At 59.3% G+C, this 25,153-nt stretch carries 22 protein-coding genes and 1 pseudogene; 12 read left to right on the top strand and 11 right to left on the bottom strand.

Translation table 11 applies throughout. The features are described 5' to 3' along the window. Positions 1-5: 5 nt before the first annotated feature. The 6 genes from era to lptF form a co-directional block, all read right to left on the bottom strand. Entirely contained in the window at positions 6-908 is a 903-nt protein-coding gene (gene era / locus PSUM_RS26530; protein ID WP_020799458.1) for a GTPase Era, read from the bottom strand. Continuing rightward, the gene (gene rnc / locus PSUM_RS26525; RefSeq protein WP_018927089.1) at positions 901-1,590 is read right to left on the bottom strand and encodes a ribonuclease III; all 690 of its coding nucleotides are present in this window, start codon (positions 1,588-1,590) and stop codon (positions 901-903) included. Before rnc ends, era begins: the two co-directional genes overlap by 8 nt. A gap of 184 nt (positions 1,591-1,774) precedes the next feature. Continuing rightward, positions 1,775-2,629 (bottom strand): signal peptidase I, encoded by an 855-nt coding sequence (gene lepB / locus PSUM_RS26520; protein WP_020799457.1) that lies wholly within the window; start codon positions 2,627-2,629, stop codon positions 1,775-1,777. 5 nt (positions 2,630-2,634) lie between these two features. Continuing rightward, entirely contained in the window at positions 2,635-4,434 is a 1,800-nt protein-coding gene (lepA, locus tag PSUM_RS26515; RefSeq protein WP_020799456.1) for a translation elongation factor 4, read from the bottom strand. Between the two features lie 171 nt (positions 4,435-4,605). Beyond that, the gene (lptG, locus tag PSUM_RS26510; protein WP_020799455.1) at positions 4,606-5,667 is read right to left on the bottom strand and encodes an LPS export ABC transporter permease LptG; all 1,062 of its coding nucleotides are present in this window, start codon (positions 5,665-5,667) and stop codon (positions 4,606-4,608) included. Then, positions 5,660-6,778 carry an LPS export ABC transporter permease LptF gene (lptF, locus tag PSUM_RS26505; protein ID WP_083349696.1) on the bottom strand — a complete coding sequence of 373 codons (1,119 nt, stop codon included), beginning with the start codon at positions 6,776-6,778 and terminating at the stop codon, positions 5,660-5,662. Before lptF ends, lptG begins: the two co-directional genes overlap by 8 nt. A 132-nt stretch (positions 6,779-6,910) precedes the next feature. Between lptF and PSUM_RS32725 the strand changes: the two are divergent. From PSUM_RS32725 to PSUM_RS26475, 7 genes and pseudogenes are all read left to right on the top strand, one after another. Further along, positions 6,911-7,027, top strand: a pseudogene (locus PSUM_RS32725) (outer membrane lipoprotein carrier protein LolA); the annotation flags it as partial. A gap of 178 nt (positions 7,028-7,205) precedes the next feature. Further along, positions 7,206-8,696 (top strand): leucyl aminopeptidase, encoded by a 1,491-nt coding sequence (locus PSUM_RS26500; protein WP_033039432.1) that lies wholly within the window; start codon positions 7,206-7,208, stop codon positions 8,694-8,696. A gap of 61 nt (positions 8,697-8,757) precedes the next feature. Next, positions 8,758-9,186 (top strand): DNA polymerase III subunit chi, encoded by a 429-nt coding sequence (locus PSUM_RS26495; RefSeq protein WP_020799451.1) that lies wholly within the window; start codon positions 8,758-8,760, stop codon positions 9,184-9,186. Positions 9,187-9,194: 8 nt separating this feature from the next. Continuing rightward, positions 9,195-9,584 (top strand): hypothetical protein, encoded by a 390-nt coding sequence (locus tag PSUM_RS26490; protein ID WP_020799450.1) that lies wholly within the window; start codon positions 9,195-9,197, stop codon positions 9,582-9,584. Positions 9,585-9,793: 209 nt separating this feature from the next. Then, positions 9,794-12,640, top strand: coding sequence for a valine--tRNA ligase (locus tag PSUM_RS26485; protein ID WP_020799449.1), 2,847 nt, complete (start codon positions 9,794-9,796; stop codon positions 12,638-12,640). A gap of 168 nt (positions 12,641-12,808) precedes the next feature. Then, positions 12,809-13,831: a 23S rRNA (adenine(1618)-N(6))-methyltransferase RlmF gene (rlmF, locus tag PSUM_RS26480; RefSeq protein WP_083349697.1), complete on the top strand. Its 1,023-nt coding sequence runs from the start codon at positions 12,809-12,811 to the stop codon at positions 13,829-13,831. 204 nt (positions 13,832-14,035) lie between these two features. Then, positions 14,036-15,970, top strand: coding sequence for a reprolysin-like metallopeptidase (locus tag PSUM_RS26475; RefSeq protein ID WP_162276368.1), 1,935 nt, complete (start codon positions 14,036-14,038; stop codon positions 15,968-15,970). 73 nt (positions 15,971-16,043) lie between these two features. On the opposite strand, the gene PSUM_RS26470 is transcribed toward PSUM_RS26475, so the two are convergent. Continuing rightward, positions 16,044-16,325: an HU family DNA-binding protein gene (locus tag PSUM_RS26470; protein ID WP_007905514.1), complete on the bottom strand. Its 282-nt coding sequence runs from the start codon at positions 16,323-16,325 to the stop codon at positions 16,044-16,046. A gap of 395 nt (positions 16,326-16,720) precedes the next feature. On the opposite strand from PSUM_RS26470, the gene yejK reads away from it, so the two are divergent. Together yejK and PSUM_RS26460 are read left to right on the top strand one after the other, a co-directional pair. After that, a complete protein-coding gene (gene yejK, locus PSUM_RS26465; protein WP_020799836.1) occupies positions 16,721-17,725 on the top strand; it encodes a nucleoid-associated protein YejK in 1,005 nt (334 codons plus the stop codon). Then, the gene (locus PSUM_RS26460) at positions 17,725-18,075 is read left to right on the top strand and encodes a glutaredoxin family protein (RefSeq protein ID WP_083349699.1); all 351 of its coding nucleotides are present in this window, start codon (positions 17,725-17,727) and stop codon (positions 18,073-18,075) included. Before yejK ends, PSUM_RS26460 begins: the two co-directional genes overlap by 1 nt. 92 nt (positions 18,076-18,167) lie before the next feature. On the opposite strand, the gene PSUM_RS26455 is transcribed toward PSUM_RS26460, so the two are convergent. The 4 genes from PSUM_RS26455 to PSUM_RS26440 form a co-directional block, all read right to left on the bottom strand. Next, on the bottom strand, positions 18,168-19,103 hold the full coding sequence (locus tag PSUM_RS26455; protein WP_020799838.1) for a glutathione S-transferase family protein: 936 nt from the start codon (positions 19,101-19,103) through the stop codon (positions 18,168-18,170). Between the two features lie 88 nt (positions 19,104-19,191). After that, positions 19,192-19,503 (bottom strand): GIY-YIG nuclease family protein, encoded by a 312-nt coding sequence (locus tag PSUM_RS26450; protein WP_020799839.1) that lies wholly within the window; start codon positions 19,501-19,503, stop codon positions 19,192-19,194. Between the two features lie 40 nt (positions 19,504-19,543). Further along, the gene (locus PSUM_RS26445; RefSeq protein ID WP_020799840.1) at positions 19,544-20,014 is read right to left on the bottom strand and encodes a nuclear transport factor 2 family protein; all 471 of its coding nucleotides are present in this window, start codon (positions 20,012-20,014) and stop codon (positions 19,544-19,546) included. 95 nt (positions 20,015-20,109) lie between these two features. Further along, on the bottom strand, positions 20,110-20,742 hold the full coding sequence (locus PSUM_RS26440; protein ID WP_083349700.1) for a response regulator: 633 nt from the start codon (positions 20,740-20,742) through the stop codon (positions 20,110-20,112). A 352-nt stretch (positions 20,743-21,094) separates the two neighbouring features. Between PSUM_RS26440 and PSUM_RS26435 the strand changes: the two genes are divergently transcribed. The 3 genes from PSUM_RS26435 to PSUM_RS26425 all read left to right on the top strand — a co-directional run bounded on the left by PSUM_RS26435 (position 21,095) and on the right by PSUM_RS26425 (position 25,144). Continuing rightward, positions 21,095-21,715: a DUF1120 domain-containing protein gene (locus PSUM_RS26435; RefSeq protein ID WP_083349701.1), complete on the top strand. Its 621-nt coding sequence runs from the start codon at positions 21,095-21,097 to the stop codon at positions 21,713-21,715. A gap of 94 nt (positions 21,716-21,809) precedes the next feature. Then, positions 21,810-22,526: a fimbria/pilus chaperone family protein gene (locus PSUM_RS26430; protein ID WP_083349702.1), complete on the top strand. Its 717-nt coding sequence runs from the start codon at positions 21,810-21,812 to the stop codon at positions 22,524-22,526. A 134-nt stretch (positions 22,527-22,660) separates the two neighbouring features. Beyond that, a complete protein-coding gene (locus tag PSUM_RS26425; RefSeq protein ID WP_083349703.1) occupies positions 22,661-25,144 on the top strand; it encodes a fimbria/pilus outer membrane usher protein in 2,484 nt (827 codons plus the stop codon). The last annotated feature ends 9 nt before the right edge of the window (positions 25,145-25,153 follow it).

The following is a 25,153-nucleotide window of genomic DNA, read 5'->3' as shown; positions in this document are numbered from 1 at the left end:
ACGATTTACAGGTCGCCGTAACCCAGCGAACGCAAGGCACGCTCGTCGTCGGACCAGCCGCCCTTCACCTTGACCCACAGGTTGAGCATGATCTTGGAGTCGAACAACAGCTCCATGTCCTTGCGCGCTTCAGTGCCGATGCGCTTGATGCGCTCGCCCTTGTCGCCAATGATGATCTTTTTCTGGCCATCACGCTCGACGAGGATCAAGGCATGGATATGCAGGGTCTTGCCCTGCTGCTTGAACTCTTCGATTTCGACAGTGATCTGGTATGGCAGCTCGGCGCCCAACTGGCGCATGATTTTTTCGCGTACCAGCTCGGCGGCGAGGAAACGGCTGCTGCGGTCGGTAATCTGGTCTTCCGGGAAGAAGTGATCGTTTTCCGGCAGATGATCAGCGATGACCTTTTCCAGCGCGTCGAGGTTGTGCCCGTGCTGCGCCGAAATCGGGATGATCTGTGCGTTCGGCAACTGCTCCTGCAACCAGCTCAGGTGCGGCATCAGCTCGGCCTTGTCTTCGATGCGATCGGTCTTGTTCAGCGCAACGATCAGCGGGCCGGTGACGTATTGCACGCGCTCGAGGACCATCTGGTCTTCGTCGGTCCACTTGGTGCGATCCACCACGAAGATCACCACGTCGACGTCTTTCAATGCCGCCGAGGCAGTCTTGTTCATGTAGCGGTTCAAGGCTTTTTCGCCGCCCTTGTGCATACCGGGCGTATCGACGTAGATCGCCTGCACATCACCCTCGGTCTTGATGCCGAGCATGTTGTGACGGGTGGTTTGCGGCTTGCGCGAGGTGATCGCCAGCTTTTGGCCGAGGATGTGGTTGAGCAGCGTGGACTTGCCCACGTTCGGACGGCCGACGATGGCAACATAGCCACAGCGCGTTGCGTTTGTATCAGTCATTGCCATTCTCCACACCCAGGGCAATCAGTGCTGCGGCGGCCGCTACCTGTTCGGCAATACGACGGCTCACACCCTGACCTCGGCTTTTTTCATTCAATAGGATGATTTCACATTCGACGAAGAACGTCCGGCAATGCGGTTCACCCTGGATATCCACCACTTCGTAACGCGGCAGCTCGCAACCACGGGACTGCAGGAATTCCTGCAGGCGGGTTTTTGGATCTTTGTTGGTGTCGACCAGCGTCAGGCCTTCGAACTCCCCGGCCAGCCAGGCCAGCACGCGCTCGCGCGCCACTTCCATGCCGGCGTCCAGGTAGATCGCGCCAATCAGCGCTTCCAGGGCATCGGCCAGAATCGACTCGCGACGAAAACCGCCGCTTTTCAGTTCGCCGGAGCCCAGGCGCAGGTACTCGCCCAGATCGAAACCACGGGCCAGTACGGCCAGGGTCTCACCTTTGACCAGGCGTGCGCGCAAACGCGACAACTGGCCTTCGCGGGCCAGCGGGAAGCGATCGAACAGCGCCTCGCCAGCAACGAAGTTGAGGATGGCATCACCGAGGAATTCCAGGCGTTCGTTGTTACGCCCGGCAAAACTGCGGTGAGTCAGGGCCAGGACCATCAGTTCCTGATCCTTGAAGGTATAGCCGAGCTGACGCTCGAGACGGCTTAAGGAGACGCTCACGGTTTACCCACGCTGAGTTCGTGGTTGGATTCCACCGCCATCGCCGGGAGTCGGCGCAGGCCTGGGACAATTAACGCTGTGTTCAAAAATAACGTCCTGAATATCGTTGTTTTCATGCCTCTGTCGCCGATTGTGCCGACTCCAGAAATGCATTCGGCGCTGTGTTCAACAGCGCCGTGCTTGATTACTGGATCAGGCCAACCCGCGAGAAATTCGGCAGGTGACTGAGTTTGGGTTCCGGCCAGCTCATCCAGACCGCGAAGGCCTTGCCGACGATATTCTTGTCGGGAACCATGCCCAGCAGATCCTTGGGAATGGCTGGATCATCCCAGTAGCGACTGTCGTTGGAGTTGTCGCGGTTGTCGCCCATCATGAAGTAGTGCCCGGCAGGCACTGTCCATGTACGGTCCGGTGTTGCGCGATAGCGACTCATTTCCTTGCGGATCAAGTGCTCGGCGACACCGAGTTTTTCCTTGTAGAGCTCGGCACTGCCCAGCGTGCCCGGCTCGGAGCCGACCAGCTTTTCGGCAATCGACTCACCGTTGACGAACAGACGCTTGTCAGCGGTGTACCGCACCGTATCGCCCGGCAGCCCCACTACACGCTTGATGTAGTTGACGTTCGGATCACTCGGATAGCGGAACACCATCACATCGCCACGCTGTGGCTCACCGACTTCGATGATTTTCTTGTCGATCACCGGCAAGCGAATCCCGTAGGAAAACTTGCTCACCAGAATGAAGTCGCCGACGTCCAGGGTCGGTTTCATCGAGCCCGATGGGATCTGGAACGGTTCCACCAGGAACGAACGCAGCACCAGTACGATGAACAGCACCGGGAAGAACGACTTGCCGTATTCGACCAGCAACGGTTCCTTGCCCAGTTTCTCGATCACCACCCCATCAGGCTGGCTGACGCTGCCCTGATAGGAGGCGATGGCGGCACGCCGACGCGGCGCCAGGATCAACAGATCAAGCAACGCCAACAGGCCGCAGACGAATACGGCGATGACCAGCAACAGCGGGAAATTTAGTGACATAGGACCTAACTATCCAACCTGAGCACGGCAAGGAAGGCTTCTTGTGGAATTTCCACGTTGCCGACCTGCTTCATGCGTTTTTTACCGGCCTTTTGCTTTTCCAGCAGCTTTTTCTTACGGCTGACGTCACCGCCGTAGCATTTGGCCAATACGTTCTTTCTGAGCGCCTTGACGGTTGTACGCGCCACAATCTGCCCGCCAATGGCGGCCTGGATTGCCACGTCGAACATCTGCCGCGGAATCAGTTCTTTCATCTTCTCGGTCAACTGGCGACCTTTGTAGTGCGCATTGTCACGGTGCACGATCAACGCCAGCGCGTCGACCTTGTCGCCGTTGATCAGCACGTCCAGTTTCACCAGACTAGCCGATTGGTAACGATCGAAATGGTAATCCAGCGAAGCATAGCCGCGACTGGTGGATTTCAGGCGATCGAAGAAGTCCAGGACCACTTCGTTCATCGGCAAGTCGTAGGTCACTTGTACCTGGGAGCCCAGGAACAGCATGTCGACCTGCACACCACGTTTTTCGATGCACAACGTAATGACGTTACCCAAGTGCTCTTGCGGCACAAGGATATTGGCGCGCACGATCGGCTCGCGCATGTCCTCGATGGAAGACAGGTCCGGCAACTTCGACGGGTTATCGACGTAGATCGTCTCGCCGGTCTTGAGCAGCAGCTCGAAGATTACCGTCGGCGCCGTGGTGATCAGGTCCAGGTCATACTCGCGCTCCAGGCGCTCCTGGATGATTTCCATGTGCAGCATGCCGAGGAACCCGCAACGGAAGCCGAAGCCCAGGGCGTCAGAGCTTTCCGGGGTGTACTGCAGCGACGAATCGTTCAGGGTGAGCTTTTGCAGGGCCTCACGGAAATCTTCGAAGTCGTCGGAGCTGACCGGGAACAGACCGGCGTAGACCTGCGGCTGGATGCGCTTGAAACCTGGCAGCACATCGACGTCCGGCGTCGAACTCAAGGTCAGGGTGTCGCCCACGGGGGCACCGTGAATATCCTTGATGCTGGCGATGATGAAGCCCACTTCACCGGCCTTCAGGTCAGCGGTAGGGGTGTGTTTCGGGTTGAATACACCGACGCTGTCCACCAGGTGGATCTTGCCGGTGGACTTGACCAGGATCTTGTCACCCTTCTTCACGCGGCCGTGACGCACGCGCACCAGGGACACGACGCCCAGGTAGTTGTCGAACCAGGAGTCGATGATCAACGCTTGCAGCGGATCTTCGATGTTGCCGGTGGGTGCAGGAATGGTGGTAACCAGACGCTCCAACACCTCATCGACGCCCAGGCCGGTCTTGGCAGAGCAAGTGACCGCGTCGGTGGCATCGATGCCGATGATTTTTTCGATTTCTTCTTTTACGCGGTCCGGATCAGCCTGTGGCAGGTCGATCTTGTTCAGCACCGGCATCACTTCCAGGCCCTGTTCGATCGCCGTGTAGCAGTTGGCAACCGACTGCGCCTCAACGCCTTGACCGGCATCGACCACCAGCAGCGCGCCTTCACAGGCGGCCAGCGATCGGCTCACCTCATAGGTGAAGTCAACGTGACCTGGAGTATCGATGAAATTCAGCTGGTAAGTGACGCCATCACGAGCCTTGTAGTAAAGCGTGACGCTGTGCGCCTTGATGGTGATCCCGCGCTCGCGCTCAAGATCCATGGAATCCAGTACCTGGGCTTCCATTTCACGCTCGGCCAGGCCGCCGCACATCTGGATGAAGCGATCGGCCAGCGTCGACTTGCCATGGTCAATGTGGGCGATGATGGAGAAATTGCGGATATGACTCAAATCACTCACGGATCAACACTCAAAAAGGCTGCAGGCATAGCCCGCCGAAAAATAGCCGGGAATTGTACCTGATCCACGGCGCAAGCGTCACGTTTGCAGGCCAGACGGCCCGTACAAAAACGCCCCGGTCTTGTGACAGGGGCGTTTTTTATCAGCAGCGAAGCGATGAACAAGTCGCCATCAACCGGCGCGACGCAGCAACCACAGCCCCGCCAGGGCACAGACACCGGCTGGCACGAGCACCGCAAACAGTGGCGAAAAACCGAAGACCAGGCTTGAAGGCCCCAACAAATCCTGGGCAATGCGGAAGGTGAAACCGACCAGCACACCGGTAAATACCCGCTGACCGAGGGTCACCGAGCGCAACGGACCAAAGATGAAGGAGATCGCCATCAGCACCAGGGCAGCGGTAACCAGCGGCTGCAACACCTTGACCCAAAATGCCAGCCAGTAACGGCCATTGTTCAGCCCCTGCTCAGCCAGATAGTGGATATAGCCCCACAGCCCCGAGATCGACAGCGATTCCGGCGCCATGACCACGGTGCTCAGCAACTGCGGGCTCAATGCCACATCCCAGCGCTCGACCGGGGCGCTCACCACTTCAGTGTTCCTTTCGTGGAACACCGTGGTGGTGACATCGGACAACTGCCAGTGATCCTTGTCGAACTCGGCGCGCTTGGCGAAGCTCGCCGACAGCATGTGCCGCTCCTTGTCGAAGTGGTAGCGGGTCACGCCGTACAGCAGGCCATTGGGTTGTACGGAGTTGACGTGGATGAATTCGTCACCCTGGCGATGCCACAAACCGTGTTTGGCGCTTTGCGCATCGCCACTGCCCTGGGCCAGCGAGCGGTTGGCCTGGGCGGTGCTTTCAGTCGCCGGCGCGACGTATTCGCCAATCAGCACTCCCACCACCATCAGCACCAGCATCGGCTTCATGACCGCCCAGACGATCCGCCCGATGGACACGCCAGCCGCACGCATGATGGTCAGTTCACTGTTGCTGGCCAGGCTGCCGAGACCGATCAGGCAACCGATCAAGGCTGCCATCGGCAGCATGTCGTAGAGCCGGCGTGGTGCCGTCAGCAGCACGTAGCTCATGACGTCGAGCAATGTATAGGTATCACTGGCATCGCCCATCTCGTCGATGAACGCAAACAACGTGGCCAGGCCGAGAATAATCCCCAATACCGCCAGGATCGCCATGAACACACTGCTGCCGATGTAGCGGTCGAGCTTAACCACGGGCCACCTCCAGCGCACTGCGGCGACTCGCCATCTTCAAGCGCAAAGGCTCCCAATAGAGCAGACCCAGGCCAATGGCCAGGAATATCCCATGCACCCACCATAAGCCCAGCGCCGGTGGGATCTTGCCCTTTTCAAGCGCACCGCGAGCGGCAATCAGGATAGTCAGGTAGGCCATATAAAGAAGGATTGCCGGCAACAACTTGAGGAAACGTCCCTGGCGCGGGTTGACCCGCGACAACGGCACCGCCATCAAGGTGACGATGAACACCAGCAACGGCAGGGACAGGCGCCATTGCAGCTCGGTGCGCGAACGCAGGTCATCGCTGCCCAGCAAGGAGCTCGTGGGCATCGCGTCACGGTCGGTGACTTCGTCGCTGACGTCCGGCTTGGGCAGCATTACGCCGTATTCGTCGTACTTGATCGCCCGGTAATCGGCCTGCCCCGGATTGCCGTCATAACGGTAGCCGTTATCGAGGATCAGGTAGCGGTTGCCGTCGGGGCGGATTTCCTGGCGGCCTTTTTCCGCCACCAGCACGGAGATCCCGCGATCCTTGTTGTCGGAACCGAGGTTCTTTTGCGAGATGAAGACCCCCGCCAGATGGATGCGGTCATCAGACAACTGCTCGGTATAGGTCACCCGCGTGCCATCGCGCAGGGCCTGGAAACGGCCAGGCTCCAGGGTGTCGAACTCGGTCAGGGCGTCCTGCTTGTTCAGCAGCAGCTGGAACTGATTGGCGCCTTGTGGCGCCAGGCTCAGGCTCAACCAGGCAACGACCAGCGCAACCAGGGTGGCCGGAAACAGGGTCATGCGAAACAGGCGTTGCTGGCTCATGCCCGTGGCCGACAGCACGGTCATCTCGCTTTCAAGGTACAGGCGGCCGTAGGCCAGCAGTATCCCGAGAAACAGGCCCAGCGGCAGGATCAGTTGCAGGAATCCCGGCAGGCGAAAACCCATGATGAGGAACAGTGAGCCCGGATCCAGTTGACCCGAAGCGGCCTGCGCGAGGTACTTGATGAAGCGTCCACTCATGATGATGACCAGCAGCACCGCACTGACGGCACTCAAGGTCAACAGGACTTCGCGGGATAGATAACGAAAGACGATCAAACCAGACACTCCAGGGTTGTCAGGCTATGGCGGCCAAACAAGCAAACACGTCAGACAGCCCGCAAGGCAGGGCCGCCGAAAAAAAGATTGCGCATTATCCTGTGATTGGGTGCGCCTGTCACTGCGCAATGCATGGGTACGGGATGCGTAGGAGCGAGCATGCTCGCGATGGTCGTCAACGATAACGCGGGAAGCCTGACACCCCGTGGCGCTCTCAGGTTTCTCGCTAGCAGGCTAGCTCCTACAGTGGTCCACAGTTGGCCACAAACCGCGTAGATCGTTCAGACGAGGGTTGTCAGGCGCCGCTGGCGAGGTTCAAACTGCCGCCTTCGTCGCCGGTCGATCCTGGCGCCTTTCTATTTATAAGCAAGCGCTGCCCATACCTTGTCCAGCGCTTGCTATTGACCATCAATTCAGGGATCCGGACATGGAACTGGTTGTAAAAAGCGTCAACCCGCAAACGTTGAAAACCGCCACGCTGGTGGTTGCCGTCGGCGAGGGCCGCAAGCTCGGCGCCGTTGCCAAACAGCTCGACGAACTCAGCGCTGGCGCCATCAGTGCCGTACTCAAGCGCGGCGACCTGGCCGGCAAGGTTGGCCAGAGCCTGTTACTGCACAGCCTGCCGAACCTGAAAGCCGAACGCGTATTGCTGGTCGGCGTGGGCAAGGACGAAGAACTGGGTGACCGCCCGTTCCGCAAAATCGTTGCCGGCATCCTCAACACGCTCAAAGGCCTGGGTGGCAGCGACGCCGTGCTGGCCCTGGACGAAATCGTGGTCAAGGGCCGCGACAGCTATGGCAAGACCCGCCTGCTGGCCGAAACCCTGGTGGACGGCGAATACCAGTTCGACCAGTTCAAGAGCCAGAAAGCCGAGCCGCGCGCGCTGAAGAAAATCACCCTGGTGACCATCAAGGCCGCCGAGGCTGAAGTGCAACGCGCCGTGACCCACGCCACCGCCATCGCCAACGGCATGGCGTTTACCCGTGACCTGGGCAACCTGCCGCCGAACATCTGCCACCCGACCTTCCTCGGCGAGCAAGCGAAAAACCTCGGCAAGCAATTCAAGGACCTGAAAGTCGAAGTCCTCGACGAGAAAAAGATCAAGGCCCTGGGCATGGGCTCGTTCTACGCCGTCGGCCAGGGCAGCGCCCAACCGCCACGCCTGATCGTCATGCAATATAACGGTGGCAAGAAGTCCGAGAAGCCCTACGCCCTGGTCGGTAAGGGCATCACGTTCGACACCGGCGGCATCAGCCTCAAGCCGGGTGCCGGCATGGATGAAATGAAGTACGACATGGGCGGCGCCGCCAGCGTGTTCGGCACCGTGCGTGCCGTGCTCGAACTGAAACTGCCGATCAACCTGGTGTGCATCCTGGCTTGCGCCGAGAACATGCCCAGCGGCAACGCTTCGCGCCCGGGCGACATCGTTACCACCATGAGCGGCCAGACCGTGGAAATCCTCAATACCGACGCCGAAGGCCGTCTGGTGCTGTGCGACGCCCTGACCTACTCCGAGCGATTCAAGCCGCAAGCGGTGATCGACATCGCCACCCTGACCGGCGCCTGCGTGGTTGCACTGGGCTCCCATACCTCGGGCCTGCTGGGCAACAACGAGCAATTGATCGACCAACTGCTCAGCGCCGGCAAGGCTGCCGACGACCGCGCCTGGCAACTGCCGCTGTTCGATGAGTACCAGGAGCAGCTGGACAGCCCGTTCGCCGACATCGCCAACATCGGCGGTCCGAAAGCCGGCACCATCACCGCGGCTTGCTTCCTGTCGCGCTTCACCAAGAACCTGAACTGGGCGCACCTGGACATCGCCGGCACCGCCTGGACCAGCGGCGGCAAGGACAAGGGCGCCACCGGTCGTCCGGTTCCGCTGCTGACCCAATACCTGCTGGACCGTGCCAAAGCCTGAAACCAATGACCCTGGGGCGACGTCACTTTTGGGCGACGTCGACCCGGGCTCAGGAACCGCAATGACCAAAGTCGACTTTTATATCCTGCCCAGCGCCGATCCTTCGGCGCGGCTGGACTTCGCCTGCAAGCTCACCGAAAAAGCCTGGCGCATGGGCCATCGCGTCTACCTGCATTGCAGCGATGCGGCCCAGCGTGACGATCTCGATGCGCGCCTGTGGGCATTCAAGGGTGAAAGCTTCGTGCCCCACGGCCCCGCTGAAAATGAGCCCGACAGCCTGATCGTGCTGGGCGTTGGCGATGACTGCGGTTCGCATCAGGACCTGCTGGTCAATCTCGACCTGAAAGTACCGGCCTTTGCCCAGCGTTTCGCCCGCGTGGCGGAAGTGGTGGTTGAAGATCCGGTCATACGCACGGCTGCGCGGGAGAGTTTCCGTTTCTACCGCGAACAGGGCTATCCTCTGCAAGATCACCGTTTACAGCGACTCTGAGCATTCCGATGGACACTCCAAAACCGCTGCAACAATCCGCGCACCTGCTGGACGACCTCGAGTCGATCCGCCAACTGCTCGGCGATGACAACCTGCAACCACCGCTGCTGACCGACACGGTCGAGGAAGGTGACCAGGAACAGATCCCGATGTTGTTCGACACCGTCCGCGAACCCGCGCCGGCCGTCGCACCAACACCCCTCAAACCTGCTGCCGAACCCGCGCCGAGCGCCAATCAGAACGCCGACGCCCTGCTCTACCTCGACAGCGAACTGCGCGCCGCTGCGCAATTGATCATGCAAGACGTGATCGACGACTTCGCGCCGCACATCGAAACCGAAATCAAACGCCGCCTCAGCGCGCGCATGGAACGGCTTCTCAGTCAGTACAACGACTGAGCCACACACTGCCCCCCCCCCTGTGGGAGCGAGCCTGCTCGCGAAGGCGGTGTAACAGTCACCCTTTAAGTCGACTGGCACAACGCTTTCGCGAGCAGGCTCGCTCCCACATTCGCTCTGCGCCTGTCTGCACCTGCTCGCCCTATCCTTGATGCCCCGCTATACTCGTCGGCTTTTCCTGAATTAATGCCAATAGGGTCCCGCCGCGCATGGATAAGACCTACCAGCCGCACGCCATTGAAACTTCCTGGTACAACACCTGGGAGTCAGAGAATTACTTCGCCCCGCAAGGCGCGGGCGAGTCCTACACCATCATGATCCCGCCGCCGAACGTCACCGGCAGCCTGCACATGGGACACGGCTTCAACAACGCGATCATGGACGCCCTGATCCGTTTCCGCCGCATGCAGGGTCGCAACACCCTGTGGCAACCGGGTACCGACCACGCCGGTATCGCCACGCAAATGCTGGTGGAGCGTCAACTCGAAGCCCAGGGCCAGAATCGCCACGACCTGGGCCGCGACAAATTCCTCGAGAAAGTCTGGGAATGGAAGGATCAGTCCGGCGGCAATATCAGCCGTCAGATCCGTCGTCTCGGCTCGTCCGTGGACTGGAGCCGCGAGCGCTTCACCATGGATGACGGCCTCTCGGAAGCCGTGAAGGAAGCGTTCGTGCGCTTGCACGAAGACGGCCTGATCTACCGCGGCAAGCGCCTGGTCAACTGGGACACCAAGCTGCACACGGCGATTTCCGACCTTGAAGTGGAAAACCACGACGAAAAAGGTTTCCTGTGGAACCTGAAGTACCCGTTGGCCGATGGCGCCAAGACCGCTGAAGGCAACCCGTTCCTGATCGTCGCGACCACCCGCCCGGAAACCATGCTCGGCGACTCCGCCGTCGCGGTTAACCCGAACGATGAGCGCTACAAAGCCCTGATCGGTAAATTTGTCGAGCTGCCGCTGGTCGGCCGCCGCATCCCGATCATCGCCGACGATTACTGCGATCCCGAATTCGGCACCGGCTGCGTGAAAATCACCCCGGCCCACGATTTCAATGACTACGAAGTCGGCAAGCGCCACAACCTGCCGCTGCTGAACATCTTCGACAAGAACGCCCATGTCTTGCCAGCCGTCCAGGCGTTCAACCTCGATGGCACCTTGAACGAAACGATCGACGGCAAGATCCCGGCCGAGTATGCCGGCCTGGACCGTTTCGAAGCGCGTAAACAGATCGTTGCGGCGTTCGAGGCCGCGGGCCTGCTGGTCAGCGTCGACGATCACGCCCTGAAAGTACCGAAAGGCGACCGTTCCGGCACCATCATCGAGCCGTGGCTGACCGACCAGTGGTATGTGTCCACCAAGCCGTTGGCCGAACCTGCGATTGCCGCCGTCGAGGACGGTCGCATCCAGTTCGTGCCGAAACAGTACGAAAACATGTACTTCTCGTGGATGCGTGACATCCAGGACTGGTGCATCAGCCGTCAGCTGTGGTGGGGCCACCGGATTCCAGCCTGGTACGACGAGTCGGGCAAAGTCTACGTCGGTCGCGACGAAGCCGAAGTGCGCGCCAAGCACAACCTCGGCCCGGACGTCGCGCTGCAACAGGACAACGACGTACTCGACACCTGGTTCAGCTCGGGCCTGTGGACCTTCTCCACGCTCGGCTGGCCGGAACAGACCGAATTCCTGAAGAAATTCCACTCCACCGACGTCCTGGTCACCGGCTTCGACATTATTTTCTTCTGGGTTGCCCGGATGATCATGCTCACCATGCATTTGGTGAAGAACGAAGACGGCACACCGCAGGTGCCGTTCAAGACCGTGTACGTGCACGGCCTGGTGCGTGATGGCCAAGGCCAGAAGATGTCCAAGTCCAAGGGCAACGTCCTGGACCCACTGGACATCATCGACGGTATCGAGCTCGAAGAGCTGGTGCAGAAACGCACCTCCGGCATGATGCAGCCGAAACTGGCGAAGAAGATCGAGAAGCAGACCCGTGAAGAGTTCGCCGAGGGTATCGCCAGCTACGGCACCGACGCCCTGCGCTTCACCTTCTGCTCGCTGGCGTCCACCGGTCGCGACATCAAGTTCGACATGGGCCGCGTCGAAGGCTATCGCAACTTCTGCAACAAGATCTGGAACGCCGCGCGCTACGTGCTGGACAAGGGCGAAGACTGCGGCCAGAACGGCGAAGCCTACGAGCTCTCTCTGGCTGACCGCTGGATCATTTCGCAGCTGCAACGCACCGAAGCCGAAGTCACCCGCCAGCTCGACCAGTTCCGTTTCGACCTGGCCGCGCAAGCCTTGTACGAGTTCATCTGGAACCAGTATTGCGACTGGTACCTGGAACTGTCCAAGCCAGTGCTGTGGGACGAAAACGCCCCGGTCGAACGCCAGCGCGGCACCCGTCGCACCCTGGTTCGCGTGCTCGAAGTTGCCTTGCGCCTGGCGCACCCGTTCATGCCGTTCATCACCGAAGAAATCTGGCAGCGCGTCGCGCCGCTGGCCGGTATCGAAGGCAAGACGATCATGCTGCAACCTTGGCCAGTGGCCAATGAAGCGCGCATCGACCAGGCCGCCGAAGACGACATCGAATGGCTCAAGGGCCTGATGCTCGGCACGCGTAACATCCGTGGCGAGATGAACATCGGCCCGGGCAAACCGCTGCCGCTGTTCCTGAAGAACGTCAGTGCAGAAGACCAGCGTCGCCTGACCGAGAACGAAGCCCTGCTGAAGAAGCTGGCGCGCCTGGAATCGATCACCGTGCTGGCTGCTGGCGAAGAAGCACCGCTGTCCGCCACTGCCCTGGTCGGTGAGATGGAAGTGCTGGTGCCAATGGCTGGCCTGATCGACAAAGGTGCCGAGCTTGCGCGCCTGGACAAGGAAATCCAGCGCCTGCAAGGCGAAGTGCAGCGCGTCGGTGGCAAGCTGTCCAACGCCGGGTTCGTTGACAAGGCTCCGGCCGAAGTTATCGACAAGGAACGCGCCAAACTGGCCGAAGCCGAACAGGCTCTGGGCAAGCTGGCCGAGCAGCATGCGCGGATTGCCAGTCTGTAACGGCAAATCGCAATGAAAAAGGGAGGCCCAAGTGGCCTCCCTTTTTTATGTCCACCGCAAATCCCCCTGTAGGAGCTGCCGCAGGCTGCTCCTACAGGGGCGCACCGATTACGGTTGGATGTGGGACAATAGCCGCCACTTTTAGCCATACCCGAATCGATCACACCCATGACCGCCCCCCGCACACCCAAACCTGCGCGTAAAAAGCCCGAATCCGCGACCCCGGCCAAAGCCGTGGAGCCGCGCGAAAAGGCCAGCTTGCATCCGCGCAACCGCCACCAGGGTCGTTACGACTTCCCGGCGCTGATCAAGACCACGCCGGAACTGGCGAAGTTCGTGATCATCAACCTCTACGGCAAGGAAAGCATCGACTTCGCCAGCCCGGACGCGGTGCGGGTGTTCAACCGGGCGCTGCTCAAGTCGTTCTACGGCATCGCCCACTGGGACATTCCGGCCGACTATCTGTGTCCACCCGTTCCGGGTCGTGCGGACTACGTGCACTTCCTCGCCGACCTGCTGGCCAGCGGCAATGATGGCGAGATTCCCCGGGGCGCCGCGGTCAAGGTGCTGGACGTGGGCATGGGCGCCAACTGCGTGTATCCGTTAATCGGTCATAGCGACTACCGCTGGCAGTTCCTCGGCTCGGAAATCGACGCCACCGCCATCGCCGCCGCCAGGGCCATCATCCAGTCCAACGGTTTGAACAAGGCCATCCAGATTCGCCAGCAGGGCAACCGCAAGCATATTTTGCTGGGTCTGCTGGAGAGCGCCGAGCGCTTTGATCTGACGATGTGCAACCCGCCCTTCCACGCCTCGCTGGAGGAAGCCACCCGAGGCAGCAGCCGTAAATGGCGCGCGCTGGGCAAGGCCGATCCGAAACGCAAACTGCCAGTACTGAATTTTGGCGGTCAGGCGGCGGAGTTGTGGTGTGAGGGCGGTGAAGCGCGATTCGTCACCCAACTGATCAGCGAGAGCGCGCAGGTGGGTCAGCAGGTGTTGTGGTTCAGTACCCTGGTATCGAAAGCGTCGAACCTGCCAGCCATCCAGACGGCCCTGAAAAAGGCTGGCGCATTGGAAAGCCAGGTGGTGGAAATGTCCCAGGGCCAGAAACAGAGTCGCTTTGTGGCCTGGACCTTTCAGACAAAATCCGAACAACAAGTCTGGCGTCAGCGTTGGGCTCGCACTAGTTGAATGTAGGCTGGCAAGCCATTTTTCTGAAAGCCAACAGGCTACAAACGCCCCGAAATACCGGGGCGTTTGTTATTCAGAAGTAAAAGCATATTTTAGAACAACTTCCGGTCTCCAGAGGAGACTGACTGTTATTTATGACAGTATCACCCCGAAAAATTCAGCTGCATTGTAATGGACCATCAGGAAAGCTCTGGAGTCCACAACATGCGCCTGCAAACACTCGCGACACCGATCCGTAGATGCCTGTATGCATTTTGCCTGAGCAGCGCTTCGATGCTGCCCGCTTCCGCTAGCGAGAGCGAAAGTTTTTGGCACGAAGTCAAACCGGTCGATTCGGCTCCTGCCCAACCCCAGACAAACGAGGGATCAGCTATTCCCTCGCACTACCGAGAACTCCATCTAGACCTGCCAGGCCTTCATCAATATCTGTCCGCTACCGGTAAATCCGGCCAGGAAGGATCATCGTCGCGTCAGGTGAGCCTGCCCTTACCTCAGGGCGGATTCAGCCAATTCAACTTGCTTGAATCAGGTGTCATACCCACCGCTCTCGCCAAGCGTTTCCCAAACATACTCAGTTTCAAGGGGAGCGATAGTAGTGGTCGCTTGGTAAGTCTTGACCTGTCAAGCAAGTCGCTGCGCGCTTCCATTTCAAACGGTCAGGACGTGTGGCTGATTCAGCGAGCCTGGAATGCACAGGGCAATACCCAGGCGACGGCTGAAGAGGCAACCCGTTACTTCAGCTTCAGTCAATTTGATATACCACCGGAAAAACCAGCAATCGACTCAGAGCGCGAGCCATCCACCGCCACACCGCCATATGGCGTGCCCCGGGGAAATATTCTCTATAACTTTCGAGTGGCAATTACTTCAAACAGCGGATTCACCCAAGCTTTTGGTGGCACTGTCGAAGATGGTCTGTTCGCAGTCGTCAATACGGTCAATCGAGTCAATCGGGTTTTTGAACGAGATTTGGGAGTGAGTTTCACGCTGACTGATGAAAATGACAAACTCATCTTGACGGACCCCGCGCTGGACCCCATCAACGATGGTTTTACCTGGCACGAGTCAAACAGAAAGCTGATGGACCGGTTGATAGGTGCAAATAGCTATGATGTTGGCTTCATGTTTACGCCACATGAAGGCGGCAGTGCGGGGGGAATAGGCAACACCTGCGTTGTTGAGGGAGGCACTCCCGCGCCCAAAAAGCATACGGCTTACGGAGATTCAGGACACCACGATCCAGTAAACGCCCCGAAGTTTTTTGAGACCACCGTGCACGAGTTCGGGCACAAACTCGGTGCTCAACATGTTTTCGAGGGGAATCAGATAATGGGCTACGGCAGTCCAAGATATGCATACTTCCATGCCTTGTCCCTTGATGAAATGCACGCTTGGCTACAGTCCCTCGGTGGTCAATGTGCCACCAAAACATTAAATCCAGTCAACGCCCCATGGATCGATCACGACTCTTTGCCCGTGCCTCATATGCGTATTCCCGCTAACACTCCGTTCAGATTATCAGCAACAGTGCTGCACAGCGTCCCCAACGCAGCACTAACGTACGCGTGGGACCCGATGAATGGGCCCCTACCTACCGAAATAACAGATGATCCCGGATATGGAAATCTTTCTATACCTCTACTCCCATCGTCATCGAATGAACGAGCCTACCCCTCTCTCCCGGTAATATTGAACGAAAAATTACCCACCCCTGGCGACCTGTATCCGAAAAAATCCCGTGATTTAAACTTCAACCTGACAGTGCGGGATAACCAGGCCGTGCATCCAACCACTGCTAAAGCGAACGTCAAGGTCGGGGTTGTGGACACAGGTACAGCGTTTGCTGTAACAGTACCGAGCAGCTCCGTGAACTGGAAAGCAGGCGAAATCTATGACATTGCCTGGGACGTGGCCGGGACAGATGTTCAACCCATCAGTTGTCTTCGAGTTGCCGTACATCTGTCAATCGACGGTAGTCATAACTTTCTGAAGGAGCCTTTGGTTACCAAGCGGTTAAACAATGGGAGTGCAGCGGTAAAACTTCCTCTTGTGAACACAGTAAAGGCTCGCCTCTCTGTGAGCTGCGAGGACAATATCTTCTTTGCAGTCTCTCCAACGGATTTTGTCATTACCCCATAACCCGCCACAGAATCGCAGACACAAAAAAACCGTGCCCGGATCGCTCCGGCGCACGGTTTTTTTTTAACAAGTCTTACTTGTTAACAGCGTCGGTCAGGCCTTTAGCCACAACCAGCTTGATCACTTTCTTGGCAGCGATTTCGATGGCGGCGCCAGTCGAAGGGTTACGGCCAGTACGGGCAGGACGCTCAGTCACTTTCAGTTTGCCGATACCTGGCAGAGTGATTTCGCCGCCGTTTTCCAGCTGATCGGCAACGATTTGGCCCAGTTGGTCCAGAGCGTTACGCGCGGTGGTTTTTGGCGCGTCGATAGCTTCAGCGATGTCGGCGATCAGTTGGTCTTTAGTAAGAGCCATGTAGTGTTCCTTCCCTATCAAATTCATATGGATTGCAGAGTGCAGTGTCAGCCATCGAGCCCGATCTTTTGGATCCGGCACCCTCGGCCAAATAACCACGGGATCGGGGTTATAGATTCCGAAATCAGGGTTTGGTTCGACCTGACAAATGCTGAATGCACGCTTAACGCAGTGACTACGCGTAAGACCGCGCAAAACTAGCACAGAGGCGGGGAAATATCCGCCTCTAGCTACCCAATTGGTCAGCTTTATTGCTCTAAATCGGCAAAAAAACGCATAAGCACCACCGGTCGCCCCGCAATTGCCGTTCGCACCGCGCCAAAACCAGTGGTTGCGGTACACTGGGCGCTTTTTCGGGGAGCACGCCCTCCCGTCTTCCTTCAGCCGAGAAGCCCATGCCGATCCGTCATTGCATCGTCCACCTGATCGACAAAAAACCCGACGGCACACCTGCAGTTCTGCACGCTCGGGACTCCGAGTTGGCCGAGTCCAGCGCCATCGAGAACATGCTTGCCGACCTCAACGAAAGTTATAACGCCAAACAAGGCAAGGCCTGGGGTTTCTTCCATGCCGAATCCGGGGCGCATCCGTTCAGCGGCTGGCTGAAGGAGTACTTCGATGGCGGCAAAGACTTCACCGCCTTCAGCCGCGTGGCGGTGGAACACCTGCAAAAACTCATGGAAGAGTCCAACCTCTCGGTCGGCGGCCACGTGCTGTTCGCCCACTATCAGCAAGGCATGACCGATTACCTGGCGATCGCCCTGCTGCACCACAGTGAAGGCGTCGCGGTGACCGAACAACTGGACGTGACCCCCTCCCGTCACCTGGACCTGGGCCAGTTGCACCTGGCGGCGCGAATCAACGTGTCGGAGTGGCAGAACAACAAGCAGTCCAAGCAGTACATTTCGTTCATCAAAGGCAAGAATGGCAAAAAGGTTTCGGAGTATTTCCGCGACTTCATCGGTTGCCAGGAAGGCGTTGACGGCCCCGGTGAAACCCGAACCCTGCTCAAGGCCTTCAGTGACTTCGTCGAAAGCGAAGACCTGCCCGAAGACGACGCGCGCGAGAAAACCAAGACCCTGGTGGATTACGCCAGCAGCCAGGCCAAGCTCGGCGAACCGATGGGCCTGGAAGAGTTATCGGAACTGATTGACGAAGACCGCCCGAAAGCCTTCTACGACCATATCCGCAACAAGGACTACGGCCTGTCGCCAGAAATCCCGGCTGATAAACGCACCCTGAACCAGTTCCGCCGTTTCACCGGCCGCGCCGAAGGCCTGTCCATCAGCTTCGAAGCGCACCTGCTGGGTTCGAAAATCGAGTACGACGAAGAAGCCGGCACGCTGATCATCAAGGGACTGCCAACGTCGCTCACCGACCAGCTCAAGCGCCGCAACTGATGCTCGGTAGCGTATTGAAGAAATGCCTGTTGATCCTGCTGGTGGTCGTGGTCTATCAGCATTGGGGCAAGATCGAGCGGGTGTTCAACCCGTCGCAAGTAGTGCCCGAGCAGACCCAGGCCAAGGCCAACGTCGTGCTTTACGCCACCGAGTGGTGCGGCTACTGCAAGCTGACCCGGCGTTTTCTCGATCAGAAAGGCATTCCCTACAAGGAATTCGATATCGAGAAGGATGACGAAGCGCGCAAGGCTTACCAGGCGCTGGGCGGCGGCGGGATTCCGATCATCGATGTCAACGGGACGTTGATTCGCGGGTATGACCCGGATGCGATTCTTGCGGCGTTGAAATGATTTAAAGATCAAAAGATCGCAGCCTGCGGCAGCTCCTACAGGGTGTACATCGATCCCCTGTAGGAGCTGCCGCAGGCTGCGATCTTTCGCTTTTAGCAGGCCCCGATGCGAAACCCGAACCGCGGAAAATGCACATGCACCCAACCGCCGCGCTCATCTTTACGACGCAGGATCAATTCCTCGCGACCGGCGAACAGCAGCTCCCCCGCTACCGGATCAACGCCATAGTCAGTCGCGGCAATCACCACTTGCTGACCGGCCTGGAACCCGTTCGGATCGGCAAACTGCTCGTCCGGCAGATCCGCCGGCGTGGCATTGCGCGCCACCTCCAGGGCCTCTTCAGACGTCATCTCGCTCGGCGCACCGTGACCGAATCCCAGTACCCGCGCCAACCAGGCCGACACCGCCGGATAGCTATCCACACACGGTGAGGTCACGGCGGTTGCCTTGAGGAACCACAGCGGATGAGCCATTGCGAAGTCGGCAATCGAGGGCTCGCCAAACAGATAATCGCCCTCCTCGCGCTGCAGCTGCTGCTCCAGGCGCGCCATGATCGTCGGCCATTGGTGTTTGGCCTGCTCGGCAGACAAGCGTGTAGCACTGCCACCGCTGAACAACGCGGCGCGGTCGGCGATGAATGCCTTGATCGCTTCCGGCGGCATATTGCCAAAGCGCACAGCTACCGATTCCGGCTGAAACACCAGGCTGACTGCATGCTGGAACACCACCGAATCGGCCCACGCGGCGAAGGAGGCCGCGATCATTTCCTGGCCTTCGGGGAAGAACGCCGGCAAGGCCTTTTCCTGTTCCAGGCGGCGGGCAATCAACGAAGTGTCGCAATAAATATCGGCGCCAACCTGCAACACTGGAGTTTTGCGATAGCCTCCGGTCAGGGCCGTCAGGTCAGGCTTTGGCATCACCGGCGAAATGTTCACCGAGCGCCAGGACAGCCCCTTGAAGCCCAGCAGCAAGCGGGCCTTTTCAGAAAAAGGGGAAGTCGGGTAATGATGAAGAATCAACTCGGACATGCTCGGCTCCGCCGCACGGGTAAGGAATCCGCAGCTTAGCGCGCAATCCATAAGCATCACACCGATATGCCTGATGGGAACTTATCAGTCAGATTGATAAGCCGGCAGCAAAGCTCGCCACCAGGCATTCCTTGGCGCTTTTCCTGAGTTTCTTGATCAGCCGTTCCTGGCGCAGCGCTTCGCTTTTATCGCGGCAGAGTTCGGTATAGACCAGCGCCACGGCCGGGCTGGAAAGAAAGAAGCGCGCGCCCTTGCCGCTCTGGTGAGTGGCAAAGCGGCGTACCGGATCGTCGCTGATCCCGCAGTAGAGCGCGCCATTGGCCGCGCGCACGAGGTAGACGAACCAGGGTTTACTCACCGGTGCATTGGCGTCGAGAGAATTTTCGCTGAGGGTGGTCACGGCACAATCAAAACTTGAAAGGAAACAAGCCGCGATCTTATCAGCGACTGGCCTGCCATGCCTTCAGCCCCTTCAGGGCCTGTGCCCGAACGGCGTTCCCTACCAATGGCGTCCAGCCCAGGATCAGGCCTTTGAAACCCAATGCCTGGCGGGACCAGGCCCACAGATCGAAACGGTCGTGGTGTTCGCAGATCTTGCCGTCACGGAAGACGAATCGTGCCTGGATGTCGTTGACCACGGTGTTGCCGGTCTGGCTGAACAGGTACGTCGCGACCCAATGCGCGGTGCCCGTGTGCTCATCGGCGTGAACGCTATCGAAGGTCAGGGAGAAATCCCTGGCCCGGGTCGTGAGCATGCGCCACATGTCGCCAGCATCGCGCCCGCGAAGCTCGCCGAACGCCGGATCACTGAACACCACGTCATCGGTATAGCAGGCGCTCATGGCCTCGGCGTCCAGCCGCTGGAAGGCTTGGTAGAACTGGGTGATCAATGCGCGATGGGCATCACTCATGGTCAGGCTCCGTACGAATAAAGGATGGCCAGCAAGATAGTCTGCAAAGCCGCAGAACACTATCGACATTCGTGGTGGGAATACCCTCTGGCACGCTAATGCACCATGCCACTGTCACGGGCATAAGCAAACAGATCCACGTCCGTGGAAATGCCCAGCCTCTGCATGGCCATGCTTTTCTGTTTACTGATCGTCGACACGCTGCGTTTGAAGTAACAAGCAATCTCGCTGACGGTCATGCCGCTGGCGAGCATTCTCACCACTTCATGTTCTTTGGCCGACAGTGACGGTAACGGGGACGAGTCCCCAGTGCCGGCCTCGGTCAGTTCGGCGCGCAGGGACTCGCTGATAAACCGCCGTCCCTGACTCACCGATTTGATCGCGTCGGGCAGCTCCGTTGCCGACGCGCCTTTAGCAACGATGGCCGTCACACCTTCAGCGAAGGCCGACCTCAGTGTCGCGACGTTGGCAAACATGGTGACCAGAATGATCGGCAGCGCCGGGTAGTGCCGGCGCACCCTGCTCAGCATCTTCAGGCCATCGGCCTGCCCGTCGCCCGGCATGCAGAAGTCTGTGATCAGCAGATCACAAGGAAGTGTGGAAAGAAGACTCAGCAGGCTGTCGGGGCCGTCGGCTTCACCGACAACCACGCAGGTTGTGCTTGAATCGATGAGCATCCGCAAGCCGATACGAACGACGGGATGGTCGTCAGCGATGATGACGCGCATGGTCGTAGTTTTCCTGTGAGGTGACTGGAATGCGCGAAAAATAGCGCTGTCCACTGGCCACTACAACAACCAATCTCATCAGTAAAATAGCGACACTCAATGCCTTCGGGGTTTTGTCCTTTCTCTTACAAAACAAACAGACGCCCCCTACTTTTTTAAGCTACGTCACCCACGCCAAAAGACTACAGACAATACAGCGAACCATGACGAGTTGTAGTCCGTCGTCATCCTTCGTGCTCCGGACGCCGCGTTTTCGTATTAGTTGCATTCCTTCCGTCTACCCCGGCCTATAGATTGCCTCCTGTCCACCCAGGGTAATGACTGACAACCTCCTTCAAGGAAGAGCCAACGCATGAACACACCTTTATCGTTGCTGGCCGCAGTCTTGCTGCTGACAGGCGCTCCGTCCGCTTTGGCCAGTTCCAACACCGACTTGAGTGTCACCGGCATGATCACTCCCAGTGCCTGTAAGCCCAGTCTCTCGAGCGGCGGTATCGTCGAGCACGGCAGGGTGGGGATGAAGGACCTGCATCCGGACCAGCCCACCCGGTTGGAAAACGGCACGCTCTACCTCGACGTGAACTGCGAGGCGGCCACCCTGTTTACCCTGACCACGGTGGATAACCGCAGCGGATCTTCCGCCATCAGCCCTAGCCAGCACGGGCTGGGGATCGTTAATGATGACGAGAAACTGGGCAGTGTAGCCCTCGGTCTGTTTGACGCGATTGCCGACAAAGCCGCGGTAAAAACCATCTCGTCCCGGGACGATGGTGTCAGTTGGCGAGCGTCGCCCTACCTGGGACATGCCGGCAAGACTTCGTTTGCGGCGATGAATGCCCCTGACACACCGATCGCCATAAAAGACCTGCATGCAAGGCTGACGGCATTCACCATTATCGTGCCTGCCAGCGACCTGACTCTGACCGATGAAATCCCCATCGACGGCCATATCACCGTGCAACTGGACTACTGACAGACCGCGTGCTGCGCAATATCAGCCTGGAGCGCTGACACCGGGAACCGGTGTCACGCCAGCACCCTTTTTTGATCATTCAACGAGACACGTCATGACGATGTTTTCTGCTTTCGTGCGCCCTCTGATCCACGCCGGCGCTGGCTTATTCCCGCTCTTGATGACCGTTTACGCCCAAGCTGACGGGATGGTCCCGAACACTTCCGTGGTCATCATCAATGAGGCCGATGGCGAGGCGTCCGTTACAGTGACCAACACTGATACCACTCTGGCGTTAATGCACGTCACTCTCGAAAACATTGCCGAAGACCCTGAATCGCTGGTGTTTGTGACACCACCGCTGGCCCGGGTTGAAGCGTCGAAAACCCAGTTGGTGCGCTTTATTCTGCAATCGGAAAAACCCTTGCTCACCCAGCGTTTGAAGCGGGTGATCTTTGAAGGCATACCGCAAGGCAAACCCGCCGCCGAAGCTGGACAGGCCCGTGTAGGGGTGACGGTGCGCCAGAACCTGCCGGTGATTCTGCACCCTAAGGGCCTGGCGCCTAATCGCACCCCATGGACTGATCTGCAATGGTCACTAAATGGCGATCAACTGACCGTGCGCAATGACACTCCCTACGTGGTCCGTCTAGGCCAGCAGGTACATCTGTTGCCTTCGGCGGGCAGTGCGATGTTGCCCAAGACCTACGTGTTGCCCGGTGAGCACATCAGTGTTTCGGCACCAGCCGGGGCTGCCACGCATGTGCGCTTTCAACCGGCCACCGTCTACGGTTTTGCGGTACCGCTCTACGACGCGCCGATCAGCTCCTGACGATTGCAGCGACCCACGACGCCACAAAGGAACGGTGAGCGCCTTGTTTTCAGTGAAGTGGAATCAACCGCCACGAGCGTGACTGAGGCCACAGTGCAATCGGCCGGCACGCGCGCATAAACCAAGTGAAACCCATGAACACAGTGATGATTTACCGTGACGGCGAAGCCATGCCCGCGATTCGGTTGATTGCTCATCCTCACGCCTGCCGGCTGTGGATGAAAGCATTGTTGCTGCTAGCTATTGTGCTGATGGCGCTCGATGCTCGAGCCGACGTGCCGTCGCCGGCATCGTTCGATAAAAACACCCTGCAGCAACGCGGTATCGATCCGGCGCTGGCGACGCTGTTGCTGGCGGCACCGAGCTTCCCCGCAGGGCGGCATCCGGTCACGTTGTCGGTCAATGGCCAGCGTCAGGGTCGGGTCGACGTCCGGTTCAATCGCGACGGGACGTTGTGCTTTGATCGCGACTTGCTCGACGCGGCGAACCTGGGTGTGCCTGAACAGTTGGTGGACGCACAACCTGCAAACGACACCCCGTGTCACGATGTGCTCGGCACCTGGCCGCAAACCGTCGTCGATCAGGACCCGGCCAATCTTGCCCTGTCATTGATCGTGCCCGGCGACGCACTGCGCCCGGTTCTTCGAGATGTGTCCGGCTATCAAACCGGCGGCATCGCCGGTCTGCTCAATTACGACGTAACCGGTCTGCACAGCCGATACGGCGATGATTCGAGCCGCTACGCCTCGGCCAGCACCGAGCTGGGTTTCAATGCCGGTGACTGGATCGTGCGCAGCCGACAGATTCAGACCTGGCAGGACGATATCTCCCGCACGACGCACATTGCGGCGTACGCCCAGCGCACATTCGCCAGCCAGGAAGCGGTGCTGCAGGCGGGCCAGATCAATCTCTACAACCCGGTGCTGGCCGGTGCGCAGATCACCGGCGTGCAAGTACTGAACGAACAGGCACTGCAGGTCGAAGGACAAAGCGCGGTCATCGAAGGCATTGCCAACAGTCAGGCGCAGGTCGAAATCCGCCAGAACGGCGCGTTGATCCACTCCACGGTGGTGCCCGCCGGACCGTTTGCGTTGACCAATGTACGTCGCCTCAACAGCCGCTCCGATGTGGAAGTCACGGTCAAGGAGGCTGATGGCAGCGAGCGCCGCTTCACCGTTCCTGCCGCGATGCTCGGCATCGGTTTACCGGCTCCGGGTTACTCGCTGGCGGCTGGCAGGGTGCGCAATACCGGCGACGAAGAAGGTGGCGATCCCTGGGTGATCAGTAGCGGCTGGAGCGGTGCACTCGGCGCACAAGCCCTGCTGAGCGTCGGCATTACCGGCGCCGACGAGTACCGCGCGGCGGGTGCCGGCATCGCGCTGTTACCCTCACCTGTCACCCAGATTCAAGCCACGTTGACAGGTGCCAGCGCCAGCGGCCAACAACCCGGTAAAGGGCTTCAGATCGACCTGAGCGCCTCGCACCTTTTGAGCGCGCAGTGGTCACTCAATGCCGGCGGTTCTTACCGGACCCCGGGTTACCGGGAACTGGAAGACGCAGTGTTCGATAGCACCAGTGACCAGCGCAATTCCCGTTACCGCGACCAGCAAAGCGCTGCACTGTCCTGGTCCCATCCCTGGCTCGGCGCATTCAGTGCCGGCTTCAGTCGTTCTGGCACGTTCGACGGTGACAGCAGCAGCCGCGCGCTCGCCTCCTGGGGGACCAACATCGGCGGTGTATCGATCTCGGCTACGGCTGAGTGGCAAGTCAGTGGCGCCAACCGCAGCGACGACAGCGTATATGTGAACCTGAGCATCCCGCTGGGCCAGAACCGCCGGGCACGCACCTGGGCGCGCAGCACGGGCGGCGAGTACCGCAGCGGCGTGGGCGTGAGTGAACAGATCAACGATCAACTGGCGTATCGGGTCGGCGTCGAGCACGACACACGAGACCGGCAGGTGCAATCGAGCGCGGGGGTTTCCTTGCTGCCGCGCTACACCCAACTGGACCTGAACTACACACGTACCGATGCCGAGCGTGACAGTTATCAGATTGGTGCCCGGGGCGGGGCCGTGCTGCACGGCGGTGGCGTGACGCTGTCGCCCTATCAGGTGAGCGACACCTTCGCGCTGCTTTCGGTGGGCGATATGGGTGCGATCAAAGTGACGACGCCCAGCGGCCCGGTCTGGACCGACTGGCAAGGCCGGGCGGTGGTCCCGCAAGTGGTGGCCTACGGTCGCAGCGCGGTGGAAGTGGACACCAGAACCCTGCCGCGCAACGCCGACATCAACAACGGGCTGGCGGTGATTTCGGCCGGCCGCGGTGCCGTCGACAGCGTCGAGTTCGGCGTCAGCCTGACACGACGCGTCTTGCTCAAAGTGACTAACAACAACGGGGAGCCGCTACCCCGTGGCGCGGCTGTGAATACCGGGGAGGGTGAGTTCGTCACCCTGGTGCAGGACGGCGGCCTGGTGTTCCTGCCCAACGTCCTCGACACCCGTGCGCTGTGGATCAGCGCGCCGGGGATGGAACGTTGTGAACTGCGTTTCACACTGCCGGAGGACGCCGATCCCAGCGCCTATTACGAAACAGCACCCGCCCAGTGCGGGGCTCTTTGAGGATGATGA

The sequence above is a fragment of the Pseudomonas umsongensis genome (assembly GCF_002236105.1).
Lineage (GTDB): Bacteria > Pseudomonadota > Gammaproteobacteria > Pseudomonadales > Pseudomonadaceae > Aquipseudomonas > Aquipseudomonas umsongensis.
The sequence above is the reverse complement of the archived record's forward strand: the minus strand, read 5'-3'. Positions and strand labels throughout refer to the sequence as shown.